At 73.1% G+C, this 25,058-nt stretch carries 22 protein-coding genes; 13 read left to right on the top strand and 9 right to left on the bottom strand.

Annotated elements, in window-relative coordinates:
- Positions 1 to 20: 20 nt before the first annotated feature.
- The 3 genes from MANAM107_RS02785 to MANAM107_RS02775 all read left to right on the top strand — a co-directional run bounded on the left by MANAM107_RS02785 (position 21) and on the right by MANAM107_RS02775 (position 3,121).
- Positions 21 to 1,082, top strand: a complete 1,062-nt coding sequence (locus MANAM107_RS02785) for an adenylate/guanylate cyclase domain-containing protein (RefSeq protein ID WP_223912795.1) — start codon at positions 21 to 23, stop codon at positions 1,080 to 1,082.
- Between the two features lie 137 nt (positions 1,083 to 1,219).
- Complete coding sequence (locus tag MANAM107_RS02780; RefSeq protein ID WP_179901033.1) at positions 1,220 to 1,891, top strand: response regulator transcription factor; 672 nt, start codon at positions 1,220 to 1,222, stop codon at positions 1,889 to 1,891.
- Between the two features lie 150 nt (positions 1,892 to 2,041).
- Positions 2,042 to 3,121: a sensor histidine kinase gene (locus tag MANAM107_RS02775; protein WP_223910827.1), complete on the top strand. Its 1,080-nt coding sequence runs from the start codon at positions 2,042 to 2,044 to the stop codon at positions 3,119 to 3,121.
- Between the two features lie 93 nt (positions 3,122 to 3,214).
- Here MANAM107_RS02775 and MANAM107_RS02770 read toward each other — a convergent pair whose 3' ends face one another.
- From MANAM107_RS02770 to MANAM107_RS02755, 4 genes are all read right to left on the bottom strand, one after another.
- On the bottom strand, positions 3,215 to 4,198 hold the full coding sequence (locus MANAM107_RS02770; protein WP_223910824.1) for a DUF368 domain-containing protein: 984 nt from the start codon (positions 4,196 to 4,198) through the stop codon (positions 3,215 to 3,217).
- Between the two features lie 123 nt (positions 4,199 to 4,321).
- Entirely contained in the window at positions 4,322 to 5,134 is an 813-nt protein-coding gene (locus MANAM107_RS02765; RefSeq protein WP_223910821.1) for a VTT domain-containing protein, read from the bottom strand.
- 173 nt (positions 5,135 to 5,307) lie between these two features.
- Positions 5,308 to 5,781, bottom strand: coding sequence for a GtrA family protein (locus MANAM107_RS02760; RefSeq protein ID WP_223910818.1), 474 nt, complete (start codon positions 5,779 to 5,781; stop codon positions 5,308 to 5,310).
- Between the two features lie 54 nt (positions 5,782 to 5,835).
- Positions 5,836 to 7,167 carry a hypothetical protein gene (locus tag MANAM107_RS02755; RefSeq protein WP_223910815.1) on the bottom strand — a complete coding sequence of 444 codons (1,332 nt, stop codon included), beginning with the start codon at positions 7,165 to 7,167 and terminating at the stop codon, positions 5,836 to 5,838.
- 354 nt (positions 7,168 to 7,521) lie between these two features.
- On the opposite strand from MANAM107_RS02755, the gene MANAM107_RS02750 reads away from it, so the two are divergent.
- From MANAM107_RS02750 to MANAM107_RS02735, 4 genes are all read left to right on the top strand, one after another.
- Positions 7,522 to 8,868, top strand: coding sequence for a 5-(carboxyamino)imidazole ribonucleotide synthase (locus MANAM107_RS02750; RefSeq protein WP_223910812.1), 1,347 nt, complete (start codon positions 7,522 to 7,524; stop codon positions 8,866 to 8,868).
- A gap of 56 nt (positions 8,869 to 8,924) precedes the next feature.
- Positions 8,925 to 9,455, top strand: coding sequence for a 5-(carboxyamino)imidazole ribonucleotide mutase (gene purE / locus MANAM107_RS02745; protein ID WP_223912792.1), 531 nt, complete (start codon positions 8,925 to 8,927; stop codon positions 9,453 to 9,455).
- A 280-nt stretch (positions 9,456 to 9,735) separates the two neighbouring features.
- Positions 9,736 to 10,725 carry a UDP-glucose 4-epimerase GalE gene (gene galE / locus MANAM107_RS02740; protein WP_223910809.1) on the top strand — a complete coding sequence of 330 codons (990 nt, stop codon included), beginning with the start codon at positions 9,736 to 9,738 and terminating at the stop codon, positions 10,723 to 10,725.
- 185 nt (positions 10,726 to 10,910) lie between these two features.
- Positions 10,911 to 12,023 carry a putative endonuclease domain-containing protein gene (locus MANAM107_RS02735; RefSeq protein ID WP_223910805.1) on the top strand — a complete coding sequence of 371 codons (1,113 nt, stop codon included), beginning with the start codon at positions 10,911 to 10,913 and terminating at the stop codon, positions 12,021 to 12,023.
- Positions 12,024 to 12,083: 60 nt separating this feature from the next.
- On the opposite strand, the gene MANAM107_RS13035 is transcribed toward MANAM107_RS02735, so the two are convergent.
- Both MANAM107_RS13035 and MANAM107_RS02725 read right to left on the bottom strand, forming a co-directional pair.
- On the bottom strand, positions 12,084 to 14,042 hold the full coding sequence (locus tag MANAM107_RS13035; protein ID WP_263421917.1) for an LCP family protein: 1,959 nt from the start codon (positions 14,040 to 14,042) through the stop codon (positions 12,084 to 12,086).
- Positions 14,043 to 14,131: 89 nt separating this feature from the next.
- Positions 14,132 to 15,406 carry an LCP family protein gene (locus MANAM107_RS02725; RefSeq protein WP_223910801.1) on the bottom strand — a complete coding sequence of 425 codons (1,275 nt, stop codon included), beginning with the start codon at positions 15,404 to 15,406 and terminating at the stop codon, positions 14,132 to 14,134.
- Positions 15,407 to 15,524: 118 nt separating this feature from the next.
- Here MANAM107_RS02725 and MANAM107_RS02720 point away from each other — a divergent pair, with 118 nt between their 5' ends.
- The gene (locus MANAM107_RS02720) at positions 15,525 to 16,439 is read left to right on the top strand and encodes a glycosyltransferase family 2 protein (RefSeq protein ID WP_223910797.1); all 915 of its coding nucleotides are present in this window, start codon (positions 15,525 to 15,527) and stop codon (positions 16,437 to 16,439) included.
- Positions 16,440 to 16,509: 70 nt separating this feature from the next.
- Here the strand turns inward: MANAM107_RS02720 and MANAM107_RS02715 are convergent, their stop codons facing one another.
- Positions 16,510 to 16,911, bottom strand: a complete 402-nt coding sequence (locus MANAM107_RS02715; RefSeq protein WP_223910795.1) for a DUF2304 domain-containing protein — start codon at positions 16,909 to 16,911, stop codon at positions 16,510 to 16,512.
- A gap of 28 nt (positions 16,912 to 16,939) precedes the next feature.
- Positions 16,940 to 17,590 carry a glycosyltransferase family 2 protein gene (locus MANAM107_RS02710; RefSeq protein ID WP_223912786.1) on the bottom strand — a complete coding sequence of 217 codons (651 nt, stop codon included), beginning with the start codon at positions 17,588 to 17,590 and terminating at the stop codon, positions 16,940 to 16,942.
- A gap of 263 nt (positions 17,591 to 17,853) precedes the next feature.
- Here MANAM107_RS02710 and MANAM107_RS02705 point away from each other — a divergent pair, with 263 nt between their 5' ends.
- From MANAM107_RS02705 to MANAM107_RS02685, 5 genes are all read left to right on the top strand, one after another.
- Positions 17,854 to 18,465, top strand: coding sequence for an acyltransferase (locus MANAM107_RS02705; protein WP_223910793.1), 612 nt, complete (start codon positions 17,854 to 17,856; stop codon positions 18,463 to 18,465).
- Positions 18,465 to 19,586 (top strand): DegT/DnrJ/EryC1/StrS family aminotransferase, encoded by a 1,122-nt coding sequence (locus MANAM107_RS02700; RefSeq protein WP_223910791.1) that lies wholly within the window; start codon positions 18,465 to 18,467, stop codon positions 19,584 to 19,586. Before MANAM107_RS02705 ends, MANAM107_RS02700 begins: the two co-directional genes overlap by 1 nt.
- A gap of 1 nt (position 19,587) precedes the next feature.
- On the top strand, positions 19,588 to 20,685 hold the full coding sequence (locus tag MANAM107_RS02695) for a Gfo/Idh/MocA family protein (RefSeq protein WP_223910789.1): 1,098 nt from the start codon (positions 19,588 to 19,590) through the stop codon (positions 20,683 to 20,685).
- Between the two features lie 163 nt (positions 20,686 to 20,848).
- Positions 20,849 to 22,141: a lipopolysaccharide biosynthesis protein gene (locus MANAM107_RS02690; RefSeq protein WP_223912781.1), complete on the top strand. Its 1,293-nt coding sequence runs from the start codon at positions 20,849 to 20,851 to the stop codon at positions 22,139 to 22,141.
- A gap of 207 nt (positions 22,142 to 22,348) precedes the next feature.
- The gene (locus MANAM107_RS02685; protein ID WP_223910787.1) at positions 22,349 to 23,683 is read left to right on the top strand and encodes a glycosyltransferase; all 1,335 of its coding nucleotides are present in this window, start codon (positions 22,349 to 22,351) and stop codon (positions 23,681 to 23,683) included.
- A gap of 261 nt (positions 23,684 to 23,944) precedes the next feature.
- Here MANAM107_RS02685 and wecB read toward each other — a convergent pair whose 3' ends face one another.
- On the bottom strand, positions 23,945 to 25,039 hold the full coding sequence (gene wecB / locus MANAM107_RS02680) for a non-hydrolyzing UDP-N-acetylglucosamine 2-epimerase (RefSeq protein ID WP_223910785.1): 1,095 nt from the start codon (positions 25,037 to 25,039) through the stop codon (positions 23,945 to 23,947).
- Positions 25,040 to 25,058: the final 19 nt, after the last annotated feature.

The raw sequence follows: 25,058 nt of genomic DNA, 5'->3' as shown, positions 1-25,058 counted from the left end.
TGCGCTACTCTAGCGCGGTGATGGCAGTTAAGGAGAGCCCCGAGGAGGGCGAGAGTAGGCAGGCGGGGGTCGAGGACTGGGCCGCGCTGGCAGGCCACCAGCGCCTGCTCCTGGGGGAGGACCCCATCCTGACCCTGGAGCAGATGGCCGAGCAGGCGGGCACTGACCTGGAGATGGCCAAGCGCTTCTGGCGGGCCATGGGCTTCGCCGACGTCGCCCCCGATGAGGTCCGCTTCACCGGGAGCGACGCCGCGGCGCTGCGCAACACGCTGTCCCTCATCTGCCAGGACGGCGACCAGGGCATGGAGGTGGCCGGGGCCCTGGAGCTGCTGCGCGCCCAGTCCTACACCATGGACCGCCTCGTGCTGTGGCAGTTCGAGACCCTCGTGGGCGACCTCATCCAGCGCCGCGGCCTGAATGACACCCAGGCGCGCCTGGAGGCGCTCAGCGAGGTCGGGGACATGGTCGACACCCTGTCCAAGCAGCTGGCCTACGTCTGGCGCCGCCACCTGGCCTCCCTCCTCAGCCGCACCGACGCCGAGGTCGCCAACCGCGACCGCGAGGACACCGGCCCCGACTTCTACCCCCTGACCCGGGCCCTCGGATTCGTCGACATCGTCTCCTTCACCCAGCGCGCCCAGGGCATGAGCAAGCGCGCCCTGACCCTCCTGCTGGAGGACTTCGAGAACACGGCCCGCGACGTCGTGACCTCCCGGGGGGCGCGCGTGGTCAAGACGATCGGCGACGCCGTCATGTACATCGCCGACGACCTGCCCACCGCCGCCGACGTCGTCACCTCCCTGGTCGAGGAGCTCCAGAGCGGCCCCGACGCCATCCGGGTGCGCGCCTCCCTCGTGCACGGGCGCGTGGTCTCCCGCTCCGGGGACGTCTTCGGCCCCACCGTCAACCTCGCCTCCCGTCTGGTCGACGCCGCCGATCCCGGCGGCATCCGCATGGACGAGACCACCGCCATGGCCATCCTCCACGGCCCGGTCGCCGGCAGGTACCGCGTGGGCCAGTGCCATGAGGTGGTGGCCAAGGGGCTGGGGCAGATCGTGCCCTGGTCCCTGGAGCGGGCCTGACCAGCGCATTCCCGGGCCGGCCGAACCGGGCGCCCCCGCTGAGGCCGCCCACGGCGGCGCCGGCTCATGGGGCGGCGATGAGATCTCGGTCCGGCGGACGATGGCGGTCCTCGCCATCGTCGCCTACGATCACCAGTGTGACCACTGTTCTGCTCGTTGAAGACGACCCTGCTATCTCTGAGCCGCTCGCCCGAGCCTTCGGCCGGGAGGGCTATGCGGTCCTGACCCATGGCACCGGCAAGGGGGCCCTGGAGGAGGTCGGGAGCGCAGACATCATCGTGCTCGACCTCGGACTGCCCGATATCGACGGCCTGGACGTCGCCCGTCAGGTGCGCGCCCAGGGCCTGACCATCCCCATCCTCATGCTCACCGCCCGCAGCGACGACACCGACCTCGTCGTCGGCCTGGACGCCGGAGCGGACGACTACGTGACCAAGCCCTTCCGCCTGGCCGAGCTCCTGGCCCGGGTGCGCGCCCAGGTGCGGCGCGCCTCCGGTGAGGCCACCGAGGACGAGCTCGCCCTGGGGCAGGTCCGCGTCGACGTCGCCGCGCACCGCGCCTTCGTCGGCAGCCGCGAGCTGCAGCTGACCATCCGCGAGTTCGAGCTGCTGCGCGTGCTCGTGCGCGGCGGCGGGGCCGTGGTCCACAGCGACGACATCCTCAAGGAGGTGTGGGGCGAGGACCCCACCGGCAGCCCCCAGACCCTGGAGATGCACGCCACCTGGCTGCGGCGCAAGCTCGGCGACGACGAGGAGGCCCCCGGCCTCCTGCTCGCCGAGGCCGACGGCTACCGCCTGGCCGAGGGCTGAGCCGGGGCCCAGTCGGCCGTCGCGGCCGCCCGGCACCGCCAGCCCCGCCCACTGCGGTCCACCACCAGGACCGCCGCACCATGCGCCCCGGCCGCACCCTCGTGGGCCGGGGCGCTGCTCGCCCGCCGACCCGTTGAGAAGAGGTAGCAGATGCGCCGTCGAACCATGGTCACCTCGATGTCCGCCGTCGCCGTGGCCGTCGTCCTGCTGGGGGCGCCCCTGGGTGGCGGGTGGATCATCCTGGCCCTGCGCACCACGCAGGACCGCTCCGGCCAGGTCAGCGCCATCCTCACGGTGGTGGCCACCATCGTCATCCTCACCGTCGTGGCCCTGGCGGCCGCCTCCGTGGTGGCCTCCAAGGCGGCCCGGCGCCTGTCGGCACCACTGATCTACCTGGCCGCCGAGGCCGAGCAGCTGGGCAGCGGGCAGGTGCGCCCCCGCCTGCGCTCCTCGGGCATCGAGGAGATCGACCTGGTGCAGGCCGAGCTGGTCCGCTCCGCCGAGCGCGTCGCGGGGCGCCTGGCCGCCGAGCGCCAGTTCGCCTCCGACGCCTCCCACCAGCTGCGCACGCCCCTGACCTCCCTGAGCCTGCGCCTGGAGGAGATCGAGCTGCTCTCCGACCAGGAGGAGGTGCGCGCCGAGGCCCACGCCTGCCTGGAGCAGGTCGAGCGGCTCACCGGCGTGGTGGAGGACCTGCTCAAGATCTCCCGGCGCACCGGCGGGGGCACCACCGAGGCACTGCACCTGGCCGACGTCTTCGCCCAGCAGCGCGAGGAGTGGGAGCCGGCCTACCAGCAGGAGGGACGCACGATCACCTTCAGCGATGAGGTGGGCCACCCGGTCCTGGCCACCCCCGGCTCCCTGGCCCAGGTGCTGGCCACCGTCATCGAGAACTCCCTGCGCTACGGCGGGGGCGCCACCAGCGTCAGCGTGCGCGGCGCCAATGGTGGGCACGGCGTCTTCATCGACGTGGCCGACGAGGGGCCGGGCGTGGAGGACGAGCTCGCCCCCTACATCTTCGACCGCCACGTCTCGGGCCACGGTTCCACAGGGGTGGGCCTGGCCCTGGCCAAGGACCTGGTGGAGGCCGACGGCGGTCGCATCGAGCTGTCCCAGCGGCGCCCGGCGGTCTTCTCCATCCTGCTCAATGCCGTGCCCAAGTCGCTGGACCCCAATAACGTCCTGCCCCAGGGGGCGCTGGTCTCGGTGGGGCGACGCCGGCGCTTCTGAGGGCGCTACTGGGCCTGGCTCTGGTCCTGGGGCCGGCAGGCAAGGCCCAGCACCGGAGGCGGTGCCTGCCGGAGGGAGCCCGGCGGAGCGGGCTCAGGAGCCCGTGTCGGGCAGTCGCTCGCGGGCCGAGCGCCGGGCGATGGCGAGGTCGACGACGATCATCGTGGTCACCAGTGCGAAGCCCAGCAGTCCCAGGGCCAGGACGGCGCCCAGGGAGTGGCCCGGGGCCAGTGCACGGTTCATCTCGTCCTGCCATGGCCACAGCGCCCTGAGGCCGCCCACCATGAGCCCGATGAGGGCGCACAGGGTCATCACCTGGTGGTGGGCCAGCAGCCATTGGAGCGATTTGACCACCAGGGCCAGGCCCAGCATGGCCCCCAGGATGAACAGCCCCAGGTAGCCCAGGTCGCGCTCATCCACGGCGCGCAGGGTGGGCTCGTAGAGGCCGAAGGTCAGCAGGAGGAAGGAGCCGGAGAGCCCGGGCAGCACCAGGGCGGCCACGGCGACGGCCGCGGCGGGAACGATCACCAGGGGATGGGGCTCGATATGGGAGGGCTGGCGCGAGACCAGCAGCCAGGTGATGACGGCCGCCGTTGCACCGATGCCCAGCAGTCGGGCCGCCAGCCACCGGGGGCGCGCCCCGGAGCCCAGGGGCCGGCTGTTGAGGGAGTCGCGCACCATGCGCACCGGCACACTGATCGAGGCCAGCACCATGCCGAAGAACAGCCCGCGCATCTGCACCGGGTAGTGCTCGACGGCGTCGGCCATGGGGCCGGCCACCGCAAGCACCACCGTCGCCATCCCCACCGCCACGGGGATGAGCAGGCGCCAGCGGGTGGCGCGCAGGTGCGCCCTGGCCGAGGCCAGGCGGTCGGGGCCGGTGACCAGGGCCTTGATGGCCGAGACCAGGTGGGAGGCCGAGCCGATGAGCTCGTCATAGATGCCCACCACCAGGGCCACGGTCCCCCCGGAGACACCCGGGACCGTCTCGGCCAGGCCGATGAGGCCACCGCGCAGGAGATTGCCCGGGATGGAGGTGCGCCGCCCGGGCGCGGTCGGGGGCGTGTGGGGGCTCATGGCTGGGTCTCCTTCACCAGGGGCACGGGTAGGGCGCACCGGCGCCCGCCGGCCGGGCGCGCCTGAGGACTGGCGTCACCGTCGTGGAGCCCCGCCGGACTCGGTCCCGTCGTCCTCATGGCCTCACCGGGTCTCCGCGCGCTCCGATGAGCGGGTCAGCGCGGGCTCGTTGGTCAGCGGGGCGGCCTGGGTGTCGTCGGAGGGCCCGGTGCGGCGCGCAACCAGGCGGGAGCGCAGCCAGGCGTAGAGCATTGGCGCCACGGAGACGAAGACGATGCCCAGGATCACGTAGTCGATGTTGTGCCGGATCCACTCGATGCCGCCCAGGAAGTAGCCCAGCCACACCAGGGCGAAGGCCCAGACGGTGGCGCCCAGGACGTTGTAGAACACGAAGTGCCGGTAGCCCATCTGGCCCACGCCGGCCATCACCGGGGTGAAGGTGCGCACGATGGGCACGAAGCGGGCCAGGGTCACGGCCTTGCCGCCGTGGCGCTCGAAGAAGACCCTGGTCTCATCGACGTACTTCTGCTTGAACAGGCGGGAGTCGGGCTTGTTGAAGATGGCCGGGCCGGCCTTCTTGCCGATGACATAGCCGGTCTGGTCGCCGACGATGGCGGCCACCCACATGAGGATCGAGACGATCCAGATATTGACCGGCACGCCGTCGGCGGGGCTCTTCTCCCCGATGTGGACGAACATCCCCAGGGTGAACAGGAGGGAGTCGCCGGGCAGGAAGAAGCCGACGAGCAGCCCGGTCTCGGCGAAGATGACCAGCATGACGGCCAGGACCGACCAGGGTCCCACCCATCCGACGAAGGTCATGATCATGGTGGCCGGGTCGAGCCACTCCGGCCCCAGGGCCGGTGCCGGACCGGGGCCGAGAGCGGGTAGCGTGGCGGGGAGGGCAGTGGTCAGCGCGGTCGATAGGGCGGTCACCCGGCTAGGCTAAAGGGCAGGCATGGGAGGGGGCCGTGAGAGTGGTCCCCTCCGGTGTGTGGGATCGGGCACCACCGGCCCCGGTGAGTCCTCTATCCGTGCCGAGGCGCGGTGCCCGGCGTGGGGCGGGCCGCGTCCGCGCCGTCGTCGAGCGGCGGAGCCGGCGGGCAGCCTCAGCGGTGACCGGTGAAGACGACGTAGTGGTAGAACAGGAAGCGGAAGGCGGTGCCCAGGCCGAATCCCACGACGTAGGCGGCGATGTTGTCCGCCAGGGGCGAGGCCATCCCCAGGATGTGGTGGGTGAACAGCAGGCAGAACTGGGTGATGAGGATGCCCCCGAGGTTGGCGAAGGCGAAGAGGAAGGCCTCACGGGCGGCGTTCTCCTGGGTGCGGCCGCGGTAGGTCCACGTCCGGTTGGCCACCCAGGAGAAGAAGGTGGCCGTGACCGCTGCCACCGCATTGGCGGTGTTGGGGTGGCCCGCGAGGATGCCCGTCGGACCGTGCTGGAGCAGGTTGAACAGGCTGATATCGATGACGAAGGCCGCCGCCCCCACCGCTCCGAACTGCATGAACTCCTTGATGATGGCCACCAGTCGAGCCGACAGGGAGCGGGGCTGGGCGCCGGGAGAATCGGTCATGTCCGGCATCCTAGGGAAGCCCCCACCAGGGGAGCCGCATTGAGGTGCGCGGCGGTCGCGTGTTCAGGGCACCCACTGGATGTGGACCGTGCCCAGGTCCCACACCCAGGCCACCCACCACAGCTGGCCCCCCAGGCAGGCCACGAGCAGTGCCGCGCGCCCGCGCATGCCCAGCGCCGAGGCGGCCCCCCAGGCCAGGGGCGCCAGGGGGAGCAGGAGGCGGATGAGGGAGGTCGTGGGGTCGAAGAAGGCCAGCAGGTAGACGACGTAGCCCAGGCACCAGAACCAGGCCGGCGCCCCCAGCCGGCGCGCCGCCCGGGCCGAGAGGACCAGCGCGGCGGCCAGGAGGACCACCAGCACCAGCATCCAACCCAGGTGGTCGCCCACCCACCATCCCGCGCGGATGAGCCAGGGCGTGAAGGGCACCAGATGATCGCCCCGCCAGGAGGTCTCGGTGGCCGTGTAGGCATCCGCCCTGCCCGTGAGCGCCCAGGCGATCGCCGGCCAGGCCAGGGCCGCCGCGCAGGTGGTCAGCGCCGCCATCAGCAGGCGGAGCCGGGAGCGGGCGGTCAGCGGCTCCTGGGTGGGCAGGAGCCGCCGGTACCAGTCGCGGGGCACCAGCCCCCGGGCGTGCGCCACCTCCCAGGCCCACCACAGGCCCAGGGCCGCCCCCAGGGGCACCCCCACCGGGCGCGCGAAGGAGGCCAGCACCGCGAAGGGGATGGCACTCAGGGCGTGCCCGCGCGCCAGGCGCAGCAGGGTCAGGCCCACCAGGAGCAGGCCCAGGGACTCGGCATAGGGGACCTGGAGGATCGCCGCGCAGGGGGAGGACCACACCAGGCCCACCGCCCACAGTGACGCCGTCGGCCCGGTGCGTGGCGCCAGCCACCTGTCGGCCACGACGGCGGCGCCCGCCGAGGCCGCCACCGAGACCACCGCTGCGCAGGCGTAGAAGGACCAGCCGGTCCATCCCAGCAGCCCCGCCAGGAGGGGCAGGAGCGGCATGAAGGCCCAGGAGTTCTGGGTGACCCGGCCATTGCCGTCCACGGGGAGGGTGTCGGGGTAGCCCTCGCGCGAGATGCGCTCGTACCAGCCCGCATCCCAGAAGGCCATGTGCTCCACCCAGCTGGGGGCGGCCCCGCCCCAGGGCGTGGCAGGTGTGTCCTGGGCCCCCAGGCGCAGGATGATGAAGGTCGTCAGGCTCGCCGCCGCCCAGACCGCCAGGACCTGGAGGGCACGCGGCAGGCGGGTGAGGGCCTGGTCCCGGCTCGGCGTGGCCCCGGGGCCGGAGGTGTCGGGGGGAGCGGCGCCGTTGGGGGCAGTCCGTGCCTCGGGGGCGGGAGGGGCGCCGGCCTGCGACGGGGAGGCCGCGGGCGCCGTGGCTGGAGTCGTCACGGGCTCACCCTACGGGCAGGGCGGATCGGTGCCGATGATCCCGGGCGCCCGCCGCGTCCCCGCTGCACATCTTCGGCGCCCCGGGCCCCATGCGCGGATCGCGGAACCGCATGATGGCGCGGGCCGGGCCGGGCCGGCGGCGCGGCGCTGAAGATGTGCCACAGGACCGGCGCTGCACATCTTCGGGGGATGACAGGCGGATTCTGGATCCGGGATCCGCGGGATTCCAAGGCCCGGGCCTGAGGAGGCGCGCTGAAGATGTGCAGCGGGCGTGGGGGCGGCACTGGGCGGCGCAGGATGCGGCAGGCGCCGAGGTGCCCGGCCCGGGCCGGCGGGGCCGGGTAGCCTGGGCGCGTGAATGCACCGATCGTGGCCGTCATCGGGGGCGGGCAGCTGGCCCGCATGATGCAGGAGGAGGCCAGCGCCCTGGGCATCGACCTGCGGGTCCTGGTGGAGAGCCCACGGGGTTCGGCCGGCCAGGTCGTCGTCGACGCCCCCGTGGGCACCGCCGATGATGAGACCGCGGTGCGCGCCCTGGTGGCCGGGAGCGGCCGGTCAGCAGGGGCCGATGCGGCCGGCACGACCGGCGCGGCCGAGGGGGGCGGTGCCCTCGGCCCGGACGGGGGGAGCGGCGGCCCGAGGGCCGCAGTCCTCACCTTCGAGCACGAGCACCAGGACTCCGCCCTCCTGGAGGCGCTCCAGGCCGAGGGCCTCAGCGTCCAGCCCGCGCCCCGGGCCCTGGAGCTCGCCCGTGACAAGCTCGCCATGCGCCGGGCCATGGACGAGGCCGGCCTGCCCCAGCCCGCCTGGGCCGAGGCCGCGGGCAGCGCCGAGGAGATGATCAGCGCCGTCGAGGACTTCGCCTCCGAGCACGGCTGGCCCGTGGTCCTCAAGACCCCCCGAGGCGGCTACGACGGGCACGGCGTCCTGCTCGTGCGCGACGCCGAGGAGCTGCGCGACGGCCGGGCCGCCCAGTGGATCGACTCGGCCGCCCGTACCCGGGCCGGCGAGTCCGGGCAGGGCGCGGGCGGCGGCGGGAGTCTGGGGGGCAGCGCCGTCGCCAGCCTCCTGGTGGAGCAGGCCATCGCCTTCACACGTGAGCTGGCCGTGCTGCTGGCCCGCAGCCCCAGCGGCGAGATCGCCGTGTGGCCCGTGGCCCACACCCTCCAGGAGGGTGGGATGTGCGCCGAGGTCATCGCCCCCGCCCCCGGGCTGGACTCCGCCGCCGCCCAGGAGGCCGAGGGGATCGGGCGGGCGGTGGCCGAGCGCTTCGGCGTCACCGGGGTGCTCGCCGTCGAGCTCTTCGCCATCGAGGTCTTCGGGGAGCCGACCCGCCTGTATGTCAACGAGCTGGCCATGCGCCCCCACAACTCCGGGCACTGGACCCAGGACGGGGCCGTGACCAGCCAGTTCGCCCAGCACCTGCGCGCCGTGCTCGACCTGCCGCTGGGCGCGGCCCAGGCGGTGGCGCCCGTGACCGTCATGGTCAACCTCATCGGGGGCCAGGACCTGCCGGGGCCCGGTGCGCTGGCCCGTGCCATGGCCGCCGAGCCCGAGGCGCGCATCCACCTCTACGGCAAGCAGTGGCGCCCGGGGCGCAAACTGGGGCACGTGAACATGACCGTGGGGCCGGACCAGGAGGTCGCCGATGCCCTGTCCCGGGCGCGCGACGTCGTGGCCATCCTGCGCGGCGACCGGTAAGAATAGTGACGGCGCGGTACGGGCACGACAGGAGGAAAGACACGATGGGGGCAGGGATGAACCAGGAGCAGCCGGTGGTCGGGATCGTCATGGGCTCGGACTCCGATTGGCCGGTGATGCGCGCCGCCGCCGGGGCGCTGGAGGAGTTCGGCGTGCCCTATGAGGCCGACGTCGTCTCGGCCCACCGCATGCCCACCGAGATGATCGACTACGGCCGCACCGCCGCCTCCCGGGGCCTGAGGGCCATCATCGCCGGCGCCGGGGGAGCCGCGCACCTGCCGGGTATGCTGGCCGCGGTCACCGAGCTGCCGGTCATCGGCGTGCCGGTGCCGCTCAAGCACCTCGACGGCATGGACTCCCTGCTGTCCATCGTGCAGATGCCCGCGGGCGTGCCCGTGGCCACGGTCTCCATCGGCGGGGCCCGCAACGCCGGGCTGCTGGCGGTGCGCATCCTGGCCGCCGGCGAGGGGCGGGAGGCGGCGCGGCTGCGCGAGGCCATGCGCGCCTTCCAGGCCGACCTGGCCCAGCTCGCCCACGCCAAGGGCGCCGCCCTGCGCGAGCAGGTCGGGGCAGCGGCGTCGGACTGATAGGAAAGACCCCCCGATTTGGGCGTGATCCAGAGGCCTGGGGGTGTGGTGGCTCGAGTGTAGCCCGCCGGAGGGCTGTTGCGTGCCCGATCGGGGCGGGAGTCGGGAGGCCTGTGGCACATGGGCGCATGTCGGGTGGCTTGCCTTCGGGGCAGGGGAGGGCGTGGTGGCTCGTGATGGCCGGCGTCGCGCGACCGTCCGCAGAGCCTTCCGCGAGGACGGAGCCCCAGTGTGATTCTGTGCTCTTCTGGTCGCTAATGTTCGGTGTTACGATTCCGACATGAGTATTCTCGTTGCTGGAGGCGCCGGCTACATCGGCGCCCACGTGGTCAGGCTCCTTCTTCAGCGCGGGGAGGAGGTCGTCGTCGTCGATGACCTCTCCTACGGCACCCTGGACCGGGTCGAGGGCGCCACGCTCGTCGAGCTCGACGTCGCCTCCGGGCAGGCCGTTGAGGTGCTCACCGGGCTCATGCGCCAGCGCGAGGTCACCGCCGTCATCCACTTCGCCGCCCGCAAGCAGGTGGGGGAGTCCGTCGAGCGCCCCGCCTGGTACTACCAGCAGAACGTCGGGGGCCTGGCCAACATGCTCCTGGCCATGGAGGACGCCGGGGTCGACCAGATGATCTTCTCCTCCTCCGCCGCCGTCTACGGGATGCCGCCCGTCGAGGTCGTCCAGGAGGACATCGAGTGCCGCCCCATCAACCCCTACGGCGAGACCAAGCTCATCGGGGAGTGGATGATGGCCGACGCCGAGCGCGCCTGGGGCCTGCGCTGGGCCGGCCTGCGCTACTTCAACGTCGCCGGCGCCGGATGGGATGACCTGGGGGACATGGCCACCCTCAACCTCATCCCCATGGTCCTGGACCGCCTCTCGCGCGGCGAGAGCCCCAAGATCTTCGGCACCGACTACCCCACCCCCGACGGCACCTGCGTGCGCGACTACATCCACGTGCGCGACCTGGCCACCGCTCACATCGCCGCCCTGGACTACCTGGCCGGCGGCGGGCAGATGAGCGAGCACATCTTCAATGTGGGCACCGGCGAGGGGTCCTCGGTGCGCGAGGTCGTTGACCGCGTCATCGCCGCCACGGGCCTGGACCTGCGCCCCGAGGAGCTCGAGCGCCGTGCCGGAGACCCGCCCCAGCTCATCGGGGACGCCACCCGGATCGGGCAGGTGCTGGGCTGGAGGGCCGAGCATGATCTCGACGATATCGTCACCTCCTCCTACACCTCCTGGCAGGCCGACCCCGCCCGCCCCCACTTCTCCTAACCTCCCCTTCCTTTCGACAATTTGCATGAGATCGTCCTTTTCCGGGCCCGGAAAAGGACGATCTCATGCAAATTGTCGAAAAGACGGGAGGGGCCGGGCTCCACAGGCGGGTTTCGTGCAGGTGCTCTCCACAGGGCCGATCACTCCCGTGGCGCGAGGCGAGCCCGGTGCCGCACAGTGCCGGCATGGACACCACACCAGTCTCCTTCTCCTCGGCCTACCTCGGCTCCCACCAGCCCACCCCCTCGGCCAAGCTCAAGATCCGCGACGGCGCCTACATCGAGCCCCTCGACCTCTCCGAGCCCCCATGGCGGCTCAAGGCCCAGGTTACCCGCGCCCGCTGCCAGGCCGCCCTGCACTGCTCGCGCACCGACGCCGTCCTGGCCCACGAGTCGGCCGCCTTCGTCCACGGTCTGCCACTGTGGGAGGCCGAGCCCGACATCACCACGATCCAGCGCACTGCTCCTCGCCGGGTCATCTACCGCTACCCCGTCGTCGACTACCCCCACCCCAGCGGGCCGGCTGACGGAGGCAGCACGCACCCCGGCCCGACGCACCCCGGCTCAACCCGCCCGCGCCCCACACGCCCCGGCCGGCGCACCGTCCACCGGCGCCGGGTGCAGGTCCTGCCCGAGGAGGACGTCGTCTACGTCGAGGGCCTGCGAGTCACCAGCCTGGAGCGCACGGTCCTGGACTGCGCCCGCGAGCTCCACCCGCGCGATGCTCTGGTGGTCGTGGACGGCCACCTACGCGGCTGCGCCCTGGCCAGCGGGAGCGACGACGTCGACGATCCCGGCTACAAGGGCGCCGAGCAGGAGGCGCGAGCCTCGCTCCTGGCGCGCCTGGAAGGGCTCAAGCGCGGCGGGGCCCGCCGCGGGATCAAGCGCGCCCGGGCGATTGTGGAGCAGGCCTCGGCCCGTGCCGAGAGCCCCCTGGAGTCCGCGCTGCGCTGGGTGATCCTGCAAGCCGGTTTCCCGGAGCCGGTGCTGCAGATGCCCGTGAGCGGCCCTCATGGCCGCTACCGGGTTGACCTGGCCTGGCCGAGGCACCGGATCCTCGTGGAGGCCGACGGGCTGCTGAAGTACACCGGGCAGGACGGGCGGGCCCTGGCCCAGGAGAAGATCCGGGAGGACGACCTGCGCCGGCTCGGTACCGTCCTGCGCTTCATCTGGGTCGACGTCGCCTCCCTGACCCCGGTGGTCGAGGAGCTCGTGCGGGCCTTCCCCGATGACGTCGTCGCCAATCTCCATCCCGTCCCGGGCCTCCAACCCCCGCCCAACCTTCGACAATTTGCATGAGATCGTACTTTTCCAGGCCCGGAGAAGTACGATCTCATGCAAATTGTCGAAAAGAAGGGGTTAGGTGGGCTGGTTGAAGTCGGCGGGGGTCAGCTCGCCGTCGCGCAGCCTGGTGAAGAAGCCCGGCGCGGTGGTGTCCTGGAGGAGCACCGACTGGCCGATGCCCCCCGGCTCGTAGGCCAGGTCCTCGATCGGCGGCGCCCCGGTCATCTGCGCCCCGGAGGCCGCGCGGAAGGCCAGCACCATCTGGGCCAGGTCGATCACGCCGGCGCTCTCATCGACGGTGAGCACCTGGGTGCCGGCATCCACCAGCGCGTCCTGCTGGGAGAAATTGGTGATCGTCGAGGGCGAGGCGGCCTTGCTCACCACCGCCGAGATGACGGCGCGCTGGCGCAGCCCCCGACCGATGTCCCCGGTGGGGTCGGCCTTGCGCATGCGCGCGTAGGCCAGGGCCTTGGTCCCGTCCACGCTCTGGCAGGTCCCCTGCGAGGTGTCCCACACCAGCCCCGAGTCGGGGTCGTCGACGTCGTAGTCCAGGCAGACCTCCACGCCCCCCACCGCATCGACCATCTGGGAGACCCCGCCCATGCCGACCTCCACATAATGGTCCACGGTCAGCCCGGAGAGGGACTCCACCGTCCGCACCAGCAGCTGGGGCCCGCCCAGGGAGTAGGCGGCATTGATCTTCTCGCCCCCGTAGTCGGGGATCTCCGCGTAGGTGTCGCGCGGCAGCGTGGTCAGGCTCGCCTGGCCGTTGTCCGCCCGGTGCAGGAGCATGACGGAATCGGCGCGCGCGCCCTCGGTGCCGTCCTGGATCGGCCCATCGGCCCGCGCGTCTGAGCCCACGATGAGCCAGGTCTCCCCGGGGGTGTCCTGCGCCCCCGAGAGCGCCTCGACGCGCTGGAGCTGGGAGGACACCGAGTGCCACAGCCAGGCCACCCGCGCCCCCACCAGCACCAGGAGGACCACCAGGGTGATGGCCACCCAGCGCAGCACCTTCCGCCCGCGCCGCCCGCCGTCCCGGGAGGCGGGGGCCTCGGGCTGGTCCGGTGAGGACCCCGCGGGCACGACGGCGGGGCGCGGGTCGGGTCGGGAGGCTCGGGCGCCCGCGGGCATCACTCGGGTGCCCTCGTAGGCCCGGGGGCGGGTCGGGAAGGTGCCGCGGCGGGCCGAGGCCGGCGCCCCACCGCGAGGGGCCTGCGAACCCGAGGAGGCGGGGGTGCCCGGGGCGGCGTCGGCATCCAGGGGCACGGCCGAGGAGCCTGCCCGGGCCCGGCTCTGCCCCGAGGGCACCCGGGGACGGCGGGGGCCGGCGAAGCCGTTCCCACCGGCGCCGTTCCCACCGGCCTCGTCACGGCCGGAGGCGGCGCCTGCTGCGGCGCGGCCGGGCTGGGCCTGCCCGGACCTCGTGGAACCGGCGGTGGGGCGCGAGGCGGGGGAGTGGGCCTCCTCCCGCCCCGCCCCGCGCGAGGCGGCCGGTGGCTGGGGGCGCCGGGGGCGTGCCCCGGAGGTCCCGGAGGCCCCGGTCCCTACCGCGGGCCCGTGCGGACCGGGCCCACCCGGACGCGGGGGATCCCCCGCACGCCCGGAGCCCGCGGCGGCGGCCGACCGGGCGGTCCCGGACGCGCCGGGTCCCTGGGGGCCGCCGGCTCCCCTGGTCCCACCGGGCCCGACGGCGCTCCCGGCGCGCCGGGCGGAGGGCGGGATCGATCGTGGGGGCTGGGCCGGGCCCGACTGGCCGGACGCTCCGGCCGAGGAGCGCGGCGCCCGGGCGGGCGGCACCGCCGGGGGCATCGTGGGACTGCCTGCGGGGCCACGGGAGGACCCCCGGGAGCCGGAGGCCGAGCCGGCGGACACCGGGCGGCCGGGGCCGTCCCCCGACTGCCCGGGGCCCGGGACCGCCCCCCGGCCGCCCCGGCCCGCGCCGGCCGGATCACCGTTGGCGCTGCGACGACGACGCCAGTCCGCCCCTCCGGATCCCGGAGAGATGGAGGGGGGAAGCTGATCGTCAGAGCTCACGCTATGGGGTCCTTCCTCGCCGGCGTCACCGGCATTCCATGGTACGGGCCGGCCCGGCGCCGGTACGCGGGTGATGTGTCATCGCTGGCTCACCGGCACTGCTGGATGGCGGCTGCCTTGGCTGCCGCCGCGCTCGCGTCCTCGCTGGGGGTGGCGCTGCCGTCCTGGCTCTCCTCGGCGGTGGGCTCCTCCGGCGTGGGCTCGGCGGACTCGGTCTGCTCGCCGTCGGTGGGCTCCTGGCTGGGGACGCTGCCGTCGGCCTGGGAGGTCACGGAGGCCTCGGCCACCGGCTTGTCTGCCCGCAGCGCCTTCCACACCGCATCGGCCTCCGCGGTGGGCTCGACCCGATCCGGGTCCCACTCGGCCTCCTGGTGGGGCATGGTGATGAAGCTGATGTTCTCCATCCCCACGCTCTGGACGCTGGAGGCCAGGCCCATGAGGGTCTGGAGCTTGCCGATGCGCTCGGAGGTGGTCAGGGTCTCCAGGGCGGAGGCGGAGAAGGTGTAGAGCTGGTCGGCGTTGGTCAGCAGGTTCTTGGACTGGGCGGTGCGCATCATGGCGCCCACGAGGTTCTGCTGGCGGGGGATGCGGGAGATGTCCGATCCGTTGCCCACCCCGTGGCGCACGCGGGAGTACTGCAGGGCGGTGGCGCCGTTCATGGTGTGGCAGCCCTCGTCCAGGACCAGGCCGGTGTACTCGGGGTCGTCGATCGGCTCATCGACGTAGACCTTGACCCCGCCCAGGGAGTCGACCATCGTGGACAGGCCGTTGAAGTCCACCACGACGAAGTCGTCGATGCGGATGCCCGTCATCTGCTCCACGGTGCGCTGGGTGCAGGCCGCCCCGGAGGCCACGTCCTTGGTCTCGTTGCCGCCGTTGGAGCCGTTGGAGAAGGCGAAGTTGAACTGCGTGTCGGTGGAGGACTCGGTGGTCTCGCCGTCCAGGGTGGTGCACTCCGGGATGTCCACCAGGGTGTCGCGGGGCACGGAGACGACCTCGATGCGCTTGCGGTCGGCCGAGATGTGCATGATCATCGCCGTGTCCGAGCGGGCCCCGGCCCCCTCCTCGGTGCCCTCGGAGTTGTCGACGTTGTTGGCGCCGCTGCGCGAGTCCGTGCCCAGGACCAGGAGGTTGACGGCGCGGCCCTCGTAGCTGTCGGGGAGGTCCTCGCCGGGGCGGTCCCCGCCCAGGATGTCGCCGACGTCCACGGAGTTGATGCGGGACTGCAGGTCGTGCCAGGCGAAGCCGACGCCGGAGGCCGCGAAGAGCGCCACCGCCAGGACGCACAGCATGACGCGCCGCCCGGCGTGGCGGCCCAGATCCTTCACGGAGTGCCGCGCGTGCGGCAAGGCTGTCTTTGGCACGTTGGTGATCATAGGGAACTCTGCGGAGAATCCCCATGGGTTCTTCTCCTCCCCCCGGATGAGATTCGCCTATAAGCGGTGAAGCCCCTCACGTTGGTCACGGCGCTAGGCTCCCCCCGTGACCAGAACTGTGGATCCGGCGGCCCCCGACCGCCCCGTGGACGACGAGCGTGTGCGCGTCGTCACTGTCGCCTACAACCCCGGTGCCGAGCTCGACCGCTTCCTGGGAACCCTGGCCGGGGCGACCCGGCGCCCGCTGAGCGTCGTCATCGCCGACAACGGCACGCAGCACGACGTCGTCGAGGCCGCCGCCCAGGCCCACGGCGCCCGCGTGGTGGGCGACGGGCGCAACCGGGGGTATGGGGCCGGAGCCAACCTGGCGGCCGCGGACCTGGAGGAGGAGTGGCTGGTGGTGGCCAACCCCGACCTGGTGTGGGAGCCCGGCAGCCTGGACCGTCTCCTGGACGCGGCCCTGGCCGCCCCCCGCGCCGGGGCCCTGGGGCCGCGCCTGCTCAACACCGACGGCAGCATCTACCCCTCGGGGCGCGCCCTGCCCTCCCTGTTCAAGGGGGGCGGCCACGCGCTGCTGGGCCGCATCTGGCCATCCAACCCCTTCTCCAGCGCCTACCACACGGCGGTGGACTCCCAGGAGGGCGTGCGCGAGGTGGGCTGGCTCTCGGGGGCCTGCCTGCTGCTGCCGGCCGCCGTGTGGCGCCGCCTGGGTGGCTTCGATGAGAACTACTTCATGTTCTTCGAGGATGTGGACCTGGGGGAGCGCGTGGGCCGGGCCGGGTGGCTCAACGTCCAGGTGCTCGACGCCGTCGTCGTCCACGAGCAGGGGGCGAGCTGGAAGGCCCGCCCCGAGAGGATGATCCGGGCCCACCACGCCTCAGCGCGCCGCTACCTGCGCGGCGTCTACAGCGCCACCTGGCAGGCGCCGGTGCGCTGGGCGGTGGGCCTGGGGCTGTGGCTGCGCGAGGAGGTCACCGTCCTGGCCGCCCGGCGCAGCCAGCGCCGGGGCGAGGAGCAGTAGGGGCGCTGCGGGCAGGCCTGCAGTCGGGTCTGCAATCGGGCGCGGTCCCGCAGGGCCGGGTCGACGGCGCTCAGGTGCCGGCGGGCCGCTCGGTGCCAGCGGACCCTGTGGTGCCGGTGCCGGCGGTGCTGGGCGGCGGGGGAGCGGCGTCCAGGGCGATGCGGCGCGCCAGGCGAGTGATCTGCCTCTCCCTGGCGGCATTGCGCCGGAAGGAGGACAGGACCTGGGCCAGGAAGGCGACCACCAGTGCGTAGAGCAGCAGGTCGGCCCCGCGGCCCACGCCCACCATGTGGGCCACGGTGGTGGTCAGGGAGGGGGTGAGGATGGCGATGATGGCGAACAGGGCGAAGGCCAGGGTGGCCACCCGGCGCGCGGCCTGGTGGCGGGCCCCGCCGGGGCTGCGCATCATCATCCACCCCACGGCGGCGACGGCGGTGATGAGAAGGACTTGGATGATGATCTGGGAGCTCATGGCGACTCTCCTTGTGCGTGGGCGGTGCTCAGGAGAAGAGCAGGTCGACGAGGATGTTCACGGAGTTCCACAGGGACTGGCCCTTGGCCTTGGAGTACTCGGTGTAGGTGATGGTCACCGGGAACTCCCGCCAGGGCAGGCCCATGGCCCCGATCTGGCGGACGATCTCACTGGCGTGCGCCATGCGGTTCTGGCGCAGGTCCAGGCGCTCGAGCGCATCGCGGCGCAGGACCCGCAGGCCGTTGTGGGCGTCGGTCAGGCGCATGCCGGAGGTGCGCGAGCTCACCGCCGCCGCGGTGCGCAGCACCAGGCGCTTGAGCCAGCCCACGGGGGAGGGGCCCTTGAGGAAGCGCGAGCCCAGGACGACGGCCAGGTCCTCCTGGCGGGCGGCGCGCACCATGTCGGCGGCGTCCTGGGCCGAGTGCTGCCCGTCGGCGTCGAAGGTGACCGCGTAGGCGGCCTCGGTGCGCTCCAGCAGGTAGCGGAATCCGGTCTGCAGGGCGGCGCCCTGGCCCAGGTTGACGGGGTGGCGCACGACGACGGCCCCCGCCAGCTCGGCCTGGCGCGCCGAGTCGTCGGTCGAGCCGTCGTCGACCACGACGACCAGGGGGAAGATCTGCCGGGCCTGCTCGATGACCCCGCGGATGACGGTGGCCTCATTGAACAGGGGGATGACCAGCCAGGCGTCGGTGACCGTGGCGGCCGGGGAGCGCGGCGGCGCTGGTGAGGTGCCGGTGCCGGGGGCGGGGTCAGGAGAAATCACCCCCGCATTCTCGCACGGCGCGCCGCCCAGGCTGTCGAAGGCGGTTAGGATAACTGCGTTCGTCAGAGCCTCAGGCGGCCTGCTGGTCCGTCTCGCTCCGCTGCGAGGGCGCCGCCGCTCCCCCGGGCGGCAGGGGCCTCCGTCGGCCATGACCCCGTCGTCCACCCCCAGGAGCCGCTGTGCCCACCCGTATCGCCCCCACCGCCGATGTCTCCCCCGAGGCCGCCATCGGCGAGGGAACGAGCATCTGGCACCTCGCCCAGGTGCGCGAGAGAGCCGTGCTCGGTGAGAACTGCGTCGTGGGCCGTGGCGCCTACATCGGTGAGGGGGTGCGCATGGGCGACAACTGCAAGGTGCAGAACTACGCCCTGGTCTACGAGCCCGCGGTCCTGGCCGACGGGGTCTTCATCGGCCCGGCGGTGACCCTGACCAACGACCACTTCCCCCGCGCCGTCAATCCCGACGGCACCCTGAAGTCCGCCAGCGATTGGGAGCCGGTGGGGGTGAGCATCGAGCAGGGCGCCTCCATCGGGGCGCGCGCCGTGTGCGTGGCCCCGGTGCGCATCGGGGCGTGGGCCACGGTGGCCGCCGGCGCCGTGGTCACCAAGGATGTGCCCGCCCACGCCCTGGTCGCGGGCGTTCCGGCCCGCCGCATCGGCTGGGTGGGGCGCGCCGGCGAGCCCCTGGTCCCCATCGAGGGCGGCAGTGAGGGGGCGGCGCGCTGGCGCTGCCCCGTCACCGGCGCCCTGTACGAAGAGTCCGACACCACCATCCGAGAGGTCACCCACTGATGTCACGCGAGTTCATCCCCGCCGCCAAGCCCATCATCGGCCAGGAGGAGCGCGAGGCCGTCGATGCGGTCATCGCCTCGGGCATGGTGGTCCAGGGCCCCCAGGTCAAGGCCTTCGAGGAGGAGTTCAGCGCCCAGGTGGTGGCCGGGGCCGAGTCCGTGGCCGTCAACTCCGGCACCTCCGCCCAGCACGTGGCCACCCTGGCCAGCCGGCTGCCCGAGGGCGCCGAGGTCATCGTCCCCTCCTTCACCTTCGCGGCCACCGGCAACTCGGTGGCCGTCTCGGGCGCCCGGCCGGTCTTCGCCGACATCGACCCGGTCACCTTCACCCTGGACCCGGCCAGTGTCGAGGCCGCCATCACCGAGCGCACGGCCGCCATCGAGGTGGTCCACCTCTACGGACTGCCCGCGAACATGCCCGCGATCCTGCAGATCGCCGAGCGCCACGGCCTGGCGGTCTTCGAGGACGCCGCCCAGGCCCACGCCGCAGCCATCGACGGCAGGCCCGTGGGCACCTTCGGGGCCTGGGGCTCCTTCTCCTTCTACCCCACCAAGAACATGACCAGCCTCGAGGGCGGCATGATCACCACCTCCGACCCCGAGCTGGCGCGCCGCTGCCGCCTCATCCGCAACCAGGGCATGGACAAGCAGTACGCCAACGAGCTGGTGGGCCTCAACAACCGCATGACCGACGTGGGTGCCGCCGTCGGCCGCGTCCAGCTGACCAGGCTGGCCGGCTGGACCTCGGCCCGCCAGGCCAACGCCGCCGCCCTGGACGAGGGCCTGGCCGGGGTCGCGGGCGTGGTCACCCCCGCCGTGCCCGAGGGGTACACACACGTCTACCACCAGTACACGATCCGCCTGGAGGGGGCCAGTGCCGCCGAGCGCGACGCCGTTCAGGCCGCCCTGCGCGAGGAGTGGCAGGTGGGCACCGGCGTGTACTACCCCATCCCCAACCACCGCCTGGAGTCCCTGGCCCCCTACGCCCCGGGCCTGGAGCTGCCCGGCACGGAGAAGGCCGCCCGCGAGTGCCTCTCCCTGCCCGTCCACCCCAGCCTGAGCCGCGAGGACCTCGAGCGCATCGTCGAGGCCGTGGCCGCGACCGTGAAGGCGGGTGCCTGAGATGAGCGAGCACATCACCCCCGATGGCCTGGCCGCCGCACCGGCGAGCACCGATGGCGCCGACGGCGCCCCGCAGGCGCCCATGAGGCACCTGCCCGACAAGGGCACCGCCGAGGCCCCCCTGCGCGTGGGCCTCATCGGCCTGGGCTCCATGGGGCGCCACCACGCCCGCGTCATCCGCACCACCGAGGGCATGGAGTTGGTGGCCGTGGCCGACCCGGGCGGGGACCGCTTCGGGGTGGCCGGGGACCTGCCGGTGCTGGGCGGCATCGAGGAGCTCATCGACGCCGGGCTGGACGCCGCCATGGTGGCCGTGCCCACCGTCTACCACGAGCAGGTGGCCCTGGCCCTGGCCGAGGCGGGCGTGCACACCATGGTGGAGAAGCCCATCGCGCACGACGCCGCCGCGGGCCGCCGCGTGGCCCAGGCCTTCGCCTCCCAGGGCCTGGTGGGCGCCGTGGGCTACGTCGAGCGCTGCAACCCCGCCCTGCGGGCCCTGCGCGAGCGCCTGGACCGGGGCGACCTGGGGGAGGTCTACCAGGTCATCACCCGCCGCCAGGGGCCCTTCCCGGCGCGCATCAGCGACGTGGGCGTGGTCAAGGACCTGGCCACCCACGACATCGACCTGACCGCCTGGGTGGCCGGCGCCCCCTACGCCACCATCAGCGCCCAGGTGGCCCACCGCTCCGGCCGGCAGACCGAGGACCTCATGGTGGCCAACGGGCGCCTGGCCAACGGCGTCATCGCCTGCCACGAGGTCAACTGGCTCACCCCCTTCAAGGAGCGGGTGACCATCGCCCTGGGGGAGAAGGGCGCCTTCGTGGCCGACACCCTCACCGGGGACCTGACCTTCCACGCCAATGGGACGGTGGCCTCCACCTGGGACCAGGTGGCCAACTTCCGGGGGGTCAGCGAGGGCGACGTCATCCGCTACGCCATCGCCAAGCGCGAGCCCCTGGCCCTGGAGCAGGAGCACTTCCGCGACGCCGTGCGCGGGGTGGGCTCCCAGCACGTCACCATGGCCGAGGGCGTGGCCACGCTCGACGTCGTCGAGGCGGTGCTGGTCTCGGCGGCCGAGTCGCGGACCATCACCCTGTGACGCACCCCGTGACGCCGCCCGTGGGGACCATTGCCACTGGCGCGCCCGTGCGGGCCAGTGCCCGCAGGCCCGGCGGGGCGCCCGGTTGCGCGCGGGGCGCCGTCGTCGGGGCGGCGCGGTGAGGGGGGCCGTGGGGCGGCTGCGCGAGCACGCGGCCTCGGTCCTGCGCTCCTCGCCCTTCCTGGGCCATGTGCTCACCCTCATGACGGGCACGGCCGTGGCCCAGGTCATCACCTTCCTCATGACGATGGTCCTGGCGCGCATCTACACCCCCGAGGACATGGGGCACCTGGCCGCCTATATCGCGGTGGCCTCCATCGTGGTGGCGGTGGCGGCCCTGCGCTACGACATGGCGATCATGCTGCCCAAGACCGATGCCCAGGCGCTGAGCGTGGCCAGGCTGGGCATGTGGTGCATCGTCGTGGTCTCCGCGCTGGCCACGGTGCTGTCCTTCCCGCTGCGGGGCCTGGCCGCCCGCTACTGGGGCGGGGAGCTGGCGGCCTGGCTGCCGCTGCTGGGCCTGACCACGCTGCTCATGGCGGGGGTCGAGCTGCTGAAGTACTGGTTCAACCGCCACAGCGACTACCGTGTCATCGCGGTCAACCAGGCCGAGCAGCAGATCGGCCTGACCGGGGGGCAGCTCCTCCTGGGGCTGACCTGGCTGGGGGGCCTGCCGGGTCTCATCCTGGGGCATACGGCCGGGCAGCTCTTCGCCTTCCTCAACCTGGGGCGCCAGGCGCCGGCCCTGCGGCGAGCCCTGCCCGCCGACGCCCCGCCGCTGCGCTGGGCGGCCCGCCGCTACCGGCGGATGCCACTGCTCAACGCCCCCAACGCCCTGGTGGACGCCGTGCGGCTCAATGGCATCCAGTTGCTCATCGGCGGGTACTCCGCGGCCGCCCTGGGCCAGTTCCAGCTGGCCTGGCGGGTGCTGGACGCGCCCCTCATCCTCATCAACGGCGCGGTGGCCCGCGTGTTCTTCCAGAAGCTCTCGGCCATCGAGCCGGGCCAGATGCGGCCCCTGGTGCGCGCCACCATCAGGCGGGCGGTGCTGGTGGGCGCGGTGCCCTTCGCCCTCATCTACCTGCTGTCCCCCTGGTTCTTCCCCCTGTTCTTCGGGGGCCAGTGGGATCAGGCCGGCGACTTCGGCCGGGCGCTGACCCCCTGGCTGTTCATGCTGCTCATCACCTCCCCGATCTCGAACCTGTTCGTGGTCACCGAGCACCAGGACTGGCTGCTGGGCTTCTCCATCCTCTATGCCGCCGCGCCCCTGGCCTGGCTGGCGCTCTCCCCGCTGGACCTGCTGGCCACCAGCTACATCCTGGGGGCGATCATGGGCGGGCTGCTGGTCCTCATGACCCTCATGGCCGACCTGGCCGCCGGCCACTTCGACCGCACGCCCCGGCCCGGGGCCGGTCGGCCCGAGACCGGGCAGGAGGGCCAGGAGGCCGGGCACTGAGGCCGGGCGAGGCCGGAGGGGGCCGCGCCGACACCGGGCTGGGGCTGGACTGACGTGGCGGTACGGCGGACGGGCTGAGGCTGGTTGGACGGAGAGCGGGCGTCACGGATGTGCCTGGCGATCCGCGGGCCTGCCGCCCGGGCCCCGGGGCGGTGCGTGCCCTATCCTGGGGCGACGTCCGCCTTGTTGATGTGAAGGGACCGCACCATGACGCAGGCACCACGGGCTGGGGGCGAGCGCGCCGAAGCCGCCAGCGGGGCAGGCCGCCGCAGCCTGCTGCTGCTCACCGACTTCTACCCCTACGAGGTGGGCGAGGAGTTCCTGGAGCAGGAGATCGAGACCCTGTGCGCCGCCTTCGATGAGGTGGTCATCGTGCCGGTGCGCCTGAGCGAGGGGGCCCGCCAGACCCGCCCCCTGCCGCCCAATGCCCGCTGCGCCCTCCTGCCGGCCTCGCGCCTGCCCGACTGGCGGGCCCAGGCGCTCCTGCGCGCCCCCCAGATCCTCCTGGGGCGCGAGCGCATGGTCGAGACGCCCCCGTGGCGCAGCCCGGGGCGCTTCGGCATGGATGTGCGCTTCGCCGCGATCGCCCTGAGCGCCTACAGCCGGATGCGCCGCCTCCTGCCCTCTCTGGGCCTGGAGGGTTCGAGCAGCCTGGTCATCTACTCCTACTGGTTCTTCACCGGGGCGGCCCTGGGCGGCATGCTGCGCCGCCGCGAGCTGGCGGGCCGCAGGGTGCGGGTGGTGGCCCGGGCCCACGCCTACGACGTCGATGAGAAGGATGCGCCGCGCGGGTACGTGCCGGCGCGCCGCTTCGTCATGAGGGCGGTGGACCGGGTGTACCCGATCTCCCAGTACGCGGCCGGCTTCCTGCTCCGCCGCTTCCCGGGGGTCACTGACAGGATCGAGGTGCGGCGCCTGGGCGTGCCGGCCGCGAAGGCGACCCGGCGCCGCCCCACCGAGCCCTTCGCCCTGGTCTCCTGCTCCCACATGGCCCCCTATAAGCGGGTGGACCTCATCGTGGAGGCCGTCGCCGAGCTGGAGCGGCGCGGGCGGCGTGTGGCCTGGACCCATATCGGGGAGTTCGACGCCGAGCGCCTGGAGGCCATGCGCGAGCGCGCCCGGGCCGCCATCAGCCGCAGCCCGGTGACCTTCACCGGGCATATGACCAATGCCGAGGTGCGAGAGCTCTATGCCTCGCAGGACTTCTCCTGCTTCCTCAACTGCTCTGACGGCGAGGGGGTGCCGGTCTCGGTCATGGAGGCCCAGGCCACGGGCCTGCCGGTGGTGGCCACCGCCGCCGGGGGCACGGGCGAGATCGTGCACGACGGCGTCAACGGCCGTCTCATCCCGGTGGAGGTCAGCCCCGCGCAGATCGCCGACGCCGTGGAGTCCGTCATGGACCTGGACGAGCAGGCCTATGAGGCGATGAGCCGGGAGGCGCACGCCACCTGGGCGCGCATGTCCGACGCCGAGCGCCAGTACCGCGAGTTCACCGAGGGCCTGGTGGCCCTGGAAGGGGTCGAGGGGGCCGAGCAGGCCTGAACGTGCCTGAGCGGGCTGTCGCCATCGGTGAGCCGCTCTGTTGTTGGGGTCGGGGAGGGGCGTGGATCGCCGCGTTGTCCGCAAATCGCGGGGTTGTCTGCGGATTGGCAGGGTTGTCTGCAGATCGGAGGGGTCCCAGGGGTGCGGAGTACCGACATCCCCTGCAGTGTGCCGACAACTCTGCGATATACGGCTAACCCCGGCGGCATGGGGCCAGGCCCGGAGGAGCAGGGCCGCGGCGGCCGGAGACTGGCGGCCCGCTCAGGCCTGCGAGCGCCTGTGGGCGGCCAGCTCCTCGACGACGCGCTCGGCGGCGTGGCCATCCCCGTAGGGGTGGGCGTCCTCCTGGGCGGGCTCGGCCGGGCGCGGGCGGCCGGCGGCCTCCACTAGGGCCGGGCCGGGCTCGACCAGCACATTCCACCCCAGCTCGACGGTCTCCACCCACTCGGTCTGGGGGCGCACCGTGGTGGTGGGCACGCGCAGTAGGAAGGCCTCCTTCTGCAGGCCGCCGGAATCGGTGATGACGCCGCGTGCATGCAGGGCCGAGGCGATGAGCTCGGGGTAGGCCAGGGGCGGGTGGACCAGCAGCGAGCCGCGCCCGGAGGCCGGCAGTTCCAGGCCGTGCTCGGCGCACTTGGCCACCAGGCGCGGGTGGGCCAGCAGCACCACCGGGTGGTCCACCGCCGCCAGGGAGTCCAGGACCGCGGCCAGGCGCGCGGCGTCGTCGGTGTTCTCCGCGCGGTGGATGGTGGCCAGGGAGTAGCCGCCCTCGTCCAGGTCCAGCTCGGCCATGACCGGGGAGGGCTGACCGGCCACGCGATCGCGCACCTGGAGCAGCACGTCGGTCATGACATCGCCCACCACCACGGTGCGCCCGCTCAGGCCCTCATCGGCCAGGTGCCCGGCGCCCACCGCCGTGGGGGTCAGGAGCAGGTCGGCGGCGTGGTCGGTCAGGACCCGGTTGATCTCCTCGGGCATGGCGCGGTTGAAGGAGCGCAGCCCCGCCTCCAGGTGGGCCACCGGCAGGTGCAGCTTGACTGCGGCCAGGGCCGCGGCCAGTGTGGAGTTGGTATCCCCGTAGACCAGCACCCAGTCGGGGGACAGGCCCGGCAGTGCCTCGTCGAGGGCCGCGAGCATCGCCCCGGTCTGGGCGCCGTGGCCCCCCGAGCCCACCCCCAGGTGCAGGTCCGGGGCGGGGATGCCCAGGTCGGAGAAGAAGACATCGGAGAGCATCGGGTCGTAGTGCTGCCCGGTGTGGATGATGACGTGCTCCACCCCGGCGGCATCCATGGCGTGGGCCACGGGGGCGAGCTTGACGAACTGGGGCCGGGCCCCGACAACGGAAACGACGCGCATGCCCCGATCCTACGGGGCC

Source organism: Actinomyces capricornis (assembly GCF_019974135.1).
GTDB lineage: Bacteria > Actinomycetota > Actinomycetes > Actinomycetales > Actinomycetaceae > Actinomyces > Actinomyces capricornis.
Note: the sequence above shows the minus strand (reverse complement) of the source record. Positions and strands in the feature narration are given on the sequence as shown.

What these genes read in the sequence shown, in the direction of transcription:
- MANAM107_RS02785 (WP_223912795.1), top strand. Translation starts at nt 21, where the DNA reads ATGGCAGTTAAGGAGAGCCCCGAGGAGGGCGAGAGTAGGCAGGCGGGG.
- MANAM107_RS02775 (WP_223910827.1), top strand. Translation starts at nt 2,042, where the DNA reads ATGCGCCGTCGAACCATGGTCACCTCGATGTCCGCCGTCGCCGTGGCC.
- MANAM107_RS02770 (WP_223910824.1), bottom strand. Translation starts at nt 4,198, where the DNA reads ATGAGCCCCCACACGCCCCCGACCGCGCCCGGGCGGCGCACCTCCATC.
- MANAM107_RS02760 (WP_223910818.1), bottom strand. Translation starts at nt 5,781, where the DNA reads ATGCCGGACATGACCGATTCTCCCGGCGCCCAGCCCCGCTCCCTGTCG.
- purE (WP_223912792.1), top strand. Translation starts at nt 8,925, where the DNA reads ATGAACCAGGAGCAGCCGGTGGTCGGGATCGTCATGGGCTCGGACTCC.
- galE (WP_223910809.1), top strand. Translation starts at nt 9,736, where the DNA reads ATGAGTATTCTCGTTGCTGGAGGCGCCGGCTACATCGGCGCCCACGTG.
- MANAM107_RS02735 (WP_223910805.1), top strand. Translation starts at nt 10,911, where the DNA reads ATGGACACCACACCAGTCTCCTTCTCCTCGGCCTACCTCGGCTCCCAC.
- MANAM107_RS02715 (WP_223910795.1), bottom strand. Translation starts at nt 16,911, where the DNA reads ATGAGCTCCCAGATCATCATCCAAGTCCTTCTCATCACCGCCGTCGCC.
- MANAM107_RS02700 (WP_223910791.1), top strand. Translation starts at nt 18,465, where the DNA reads ATGTCACGCGAGTTCATCCCCGCCGCCAAGCCCATCATCGGCCAGGAG.
- MANAM107_RS02695 (WP_223910789.1), top strand. Translation starts at nt 19,588, where the DNA reads ATGAGCGAGCACATCACCCCCGATGGCCTGGCCGCCGCACCGGCGAGC.
- MANAM107_RS02685 (WP_223910787.1), top strand. Translation starts at nt 22,349, where the DNA reads ATGACGCAGGCACCACGGGCTGGGGGCGAGCGCGCCGAAGCCGCCAGC.
- wecB (WP_223910785.1), bottom strand. Translation starts at nt 25,039, where the DNA reads ATGCGCGTCGTTTCCGTTGTCGGGGCCCGGCCCCAGTTCGTCAAGCTC.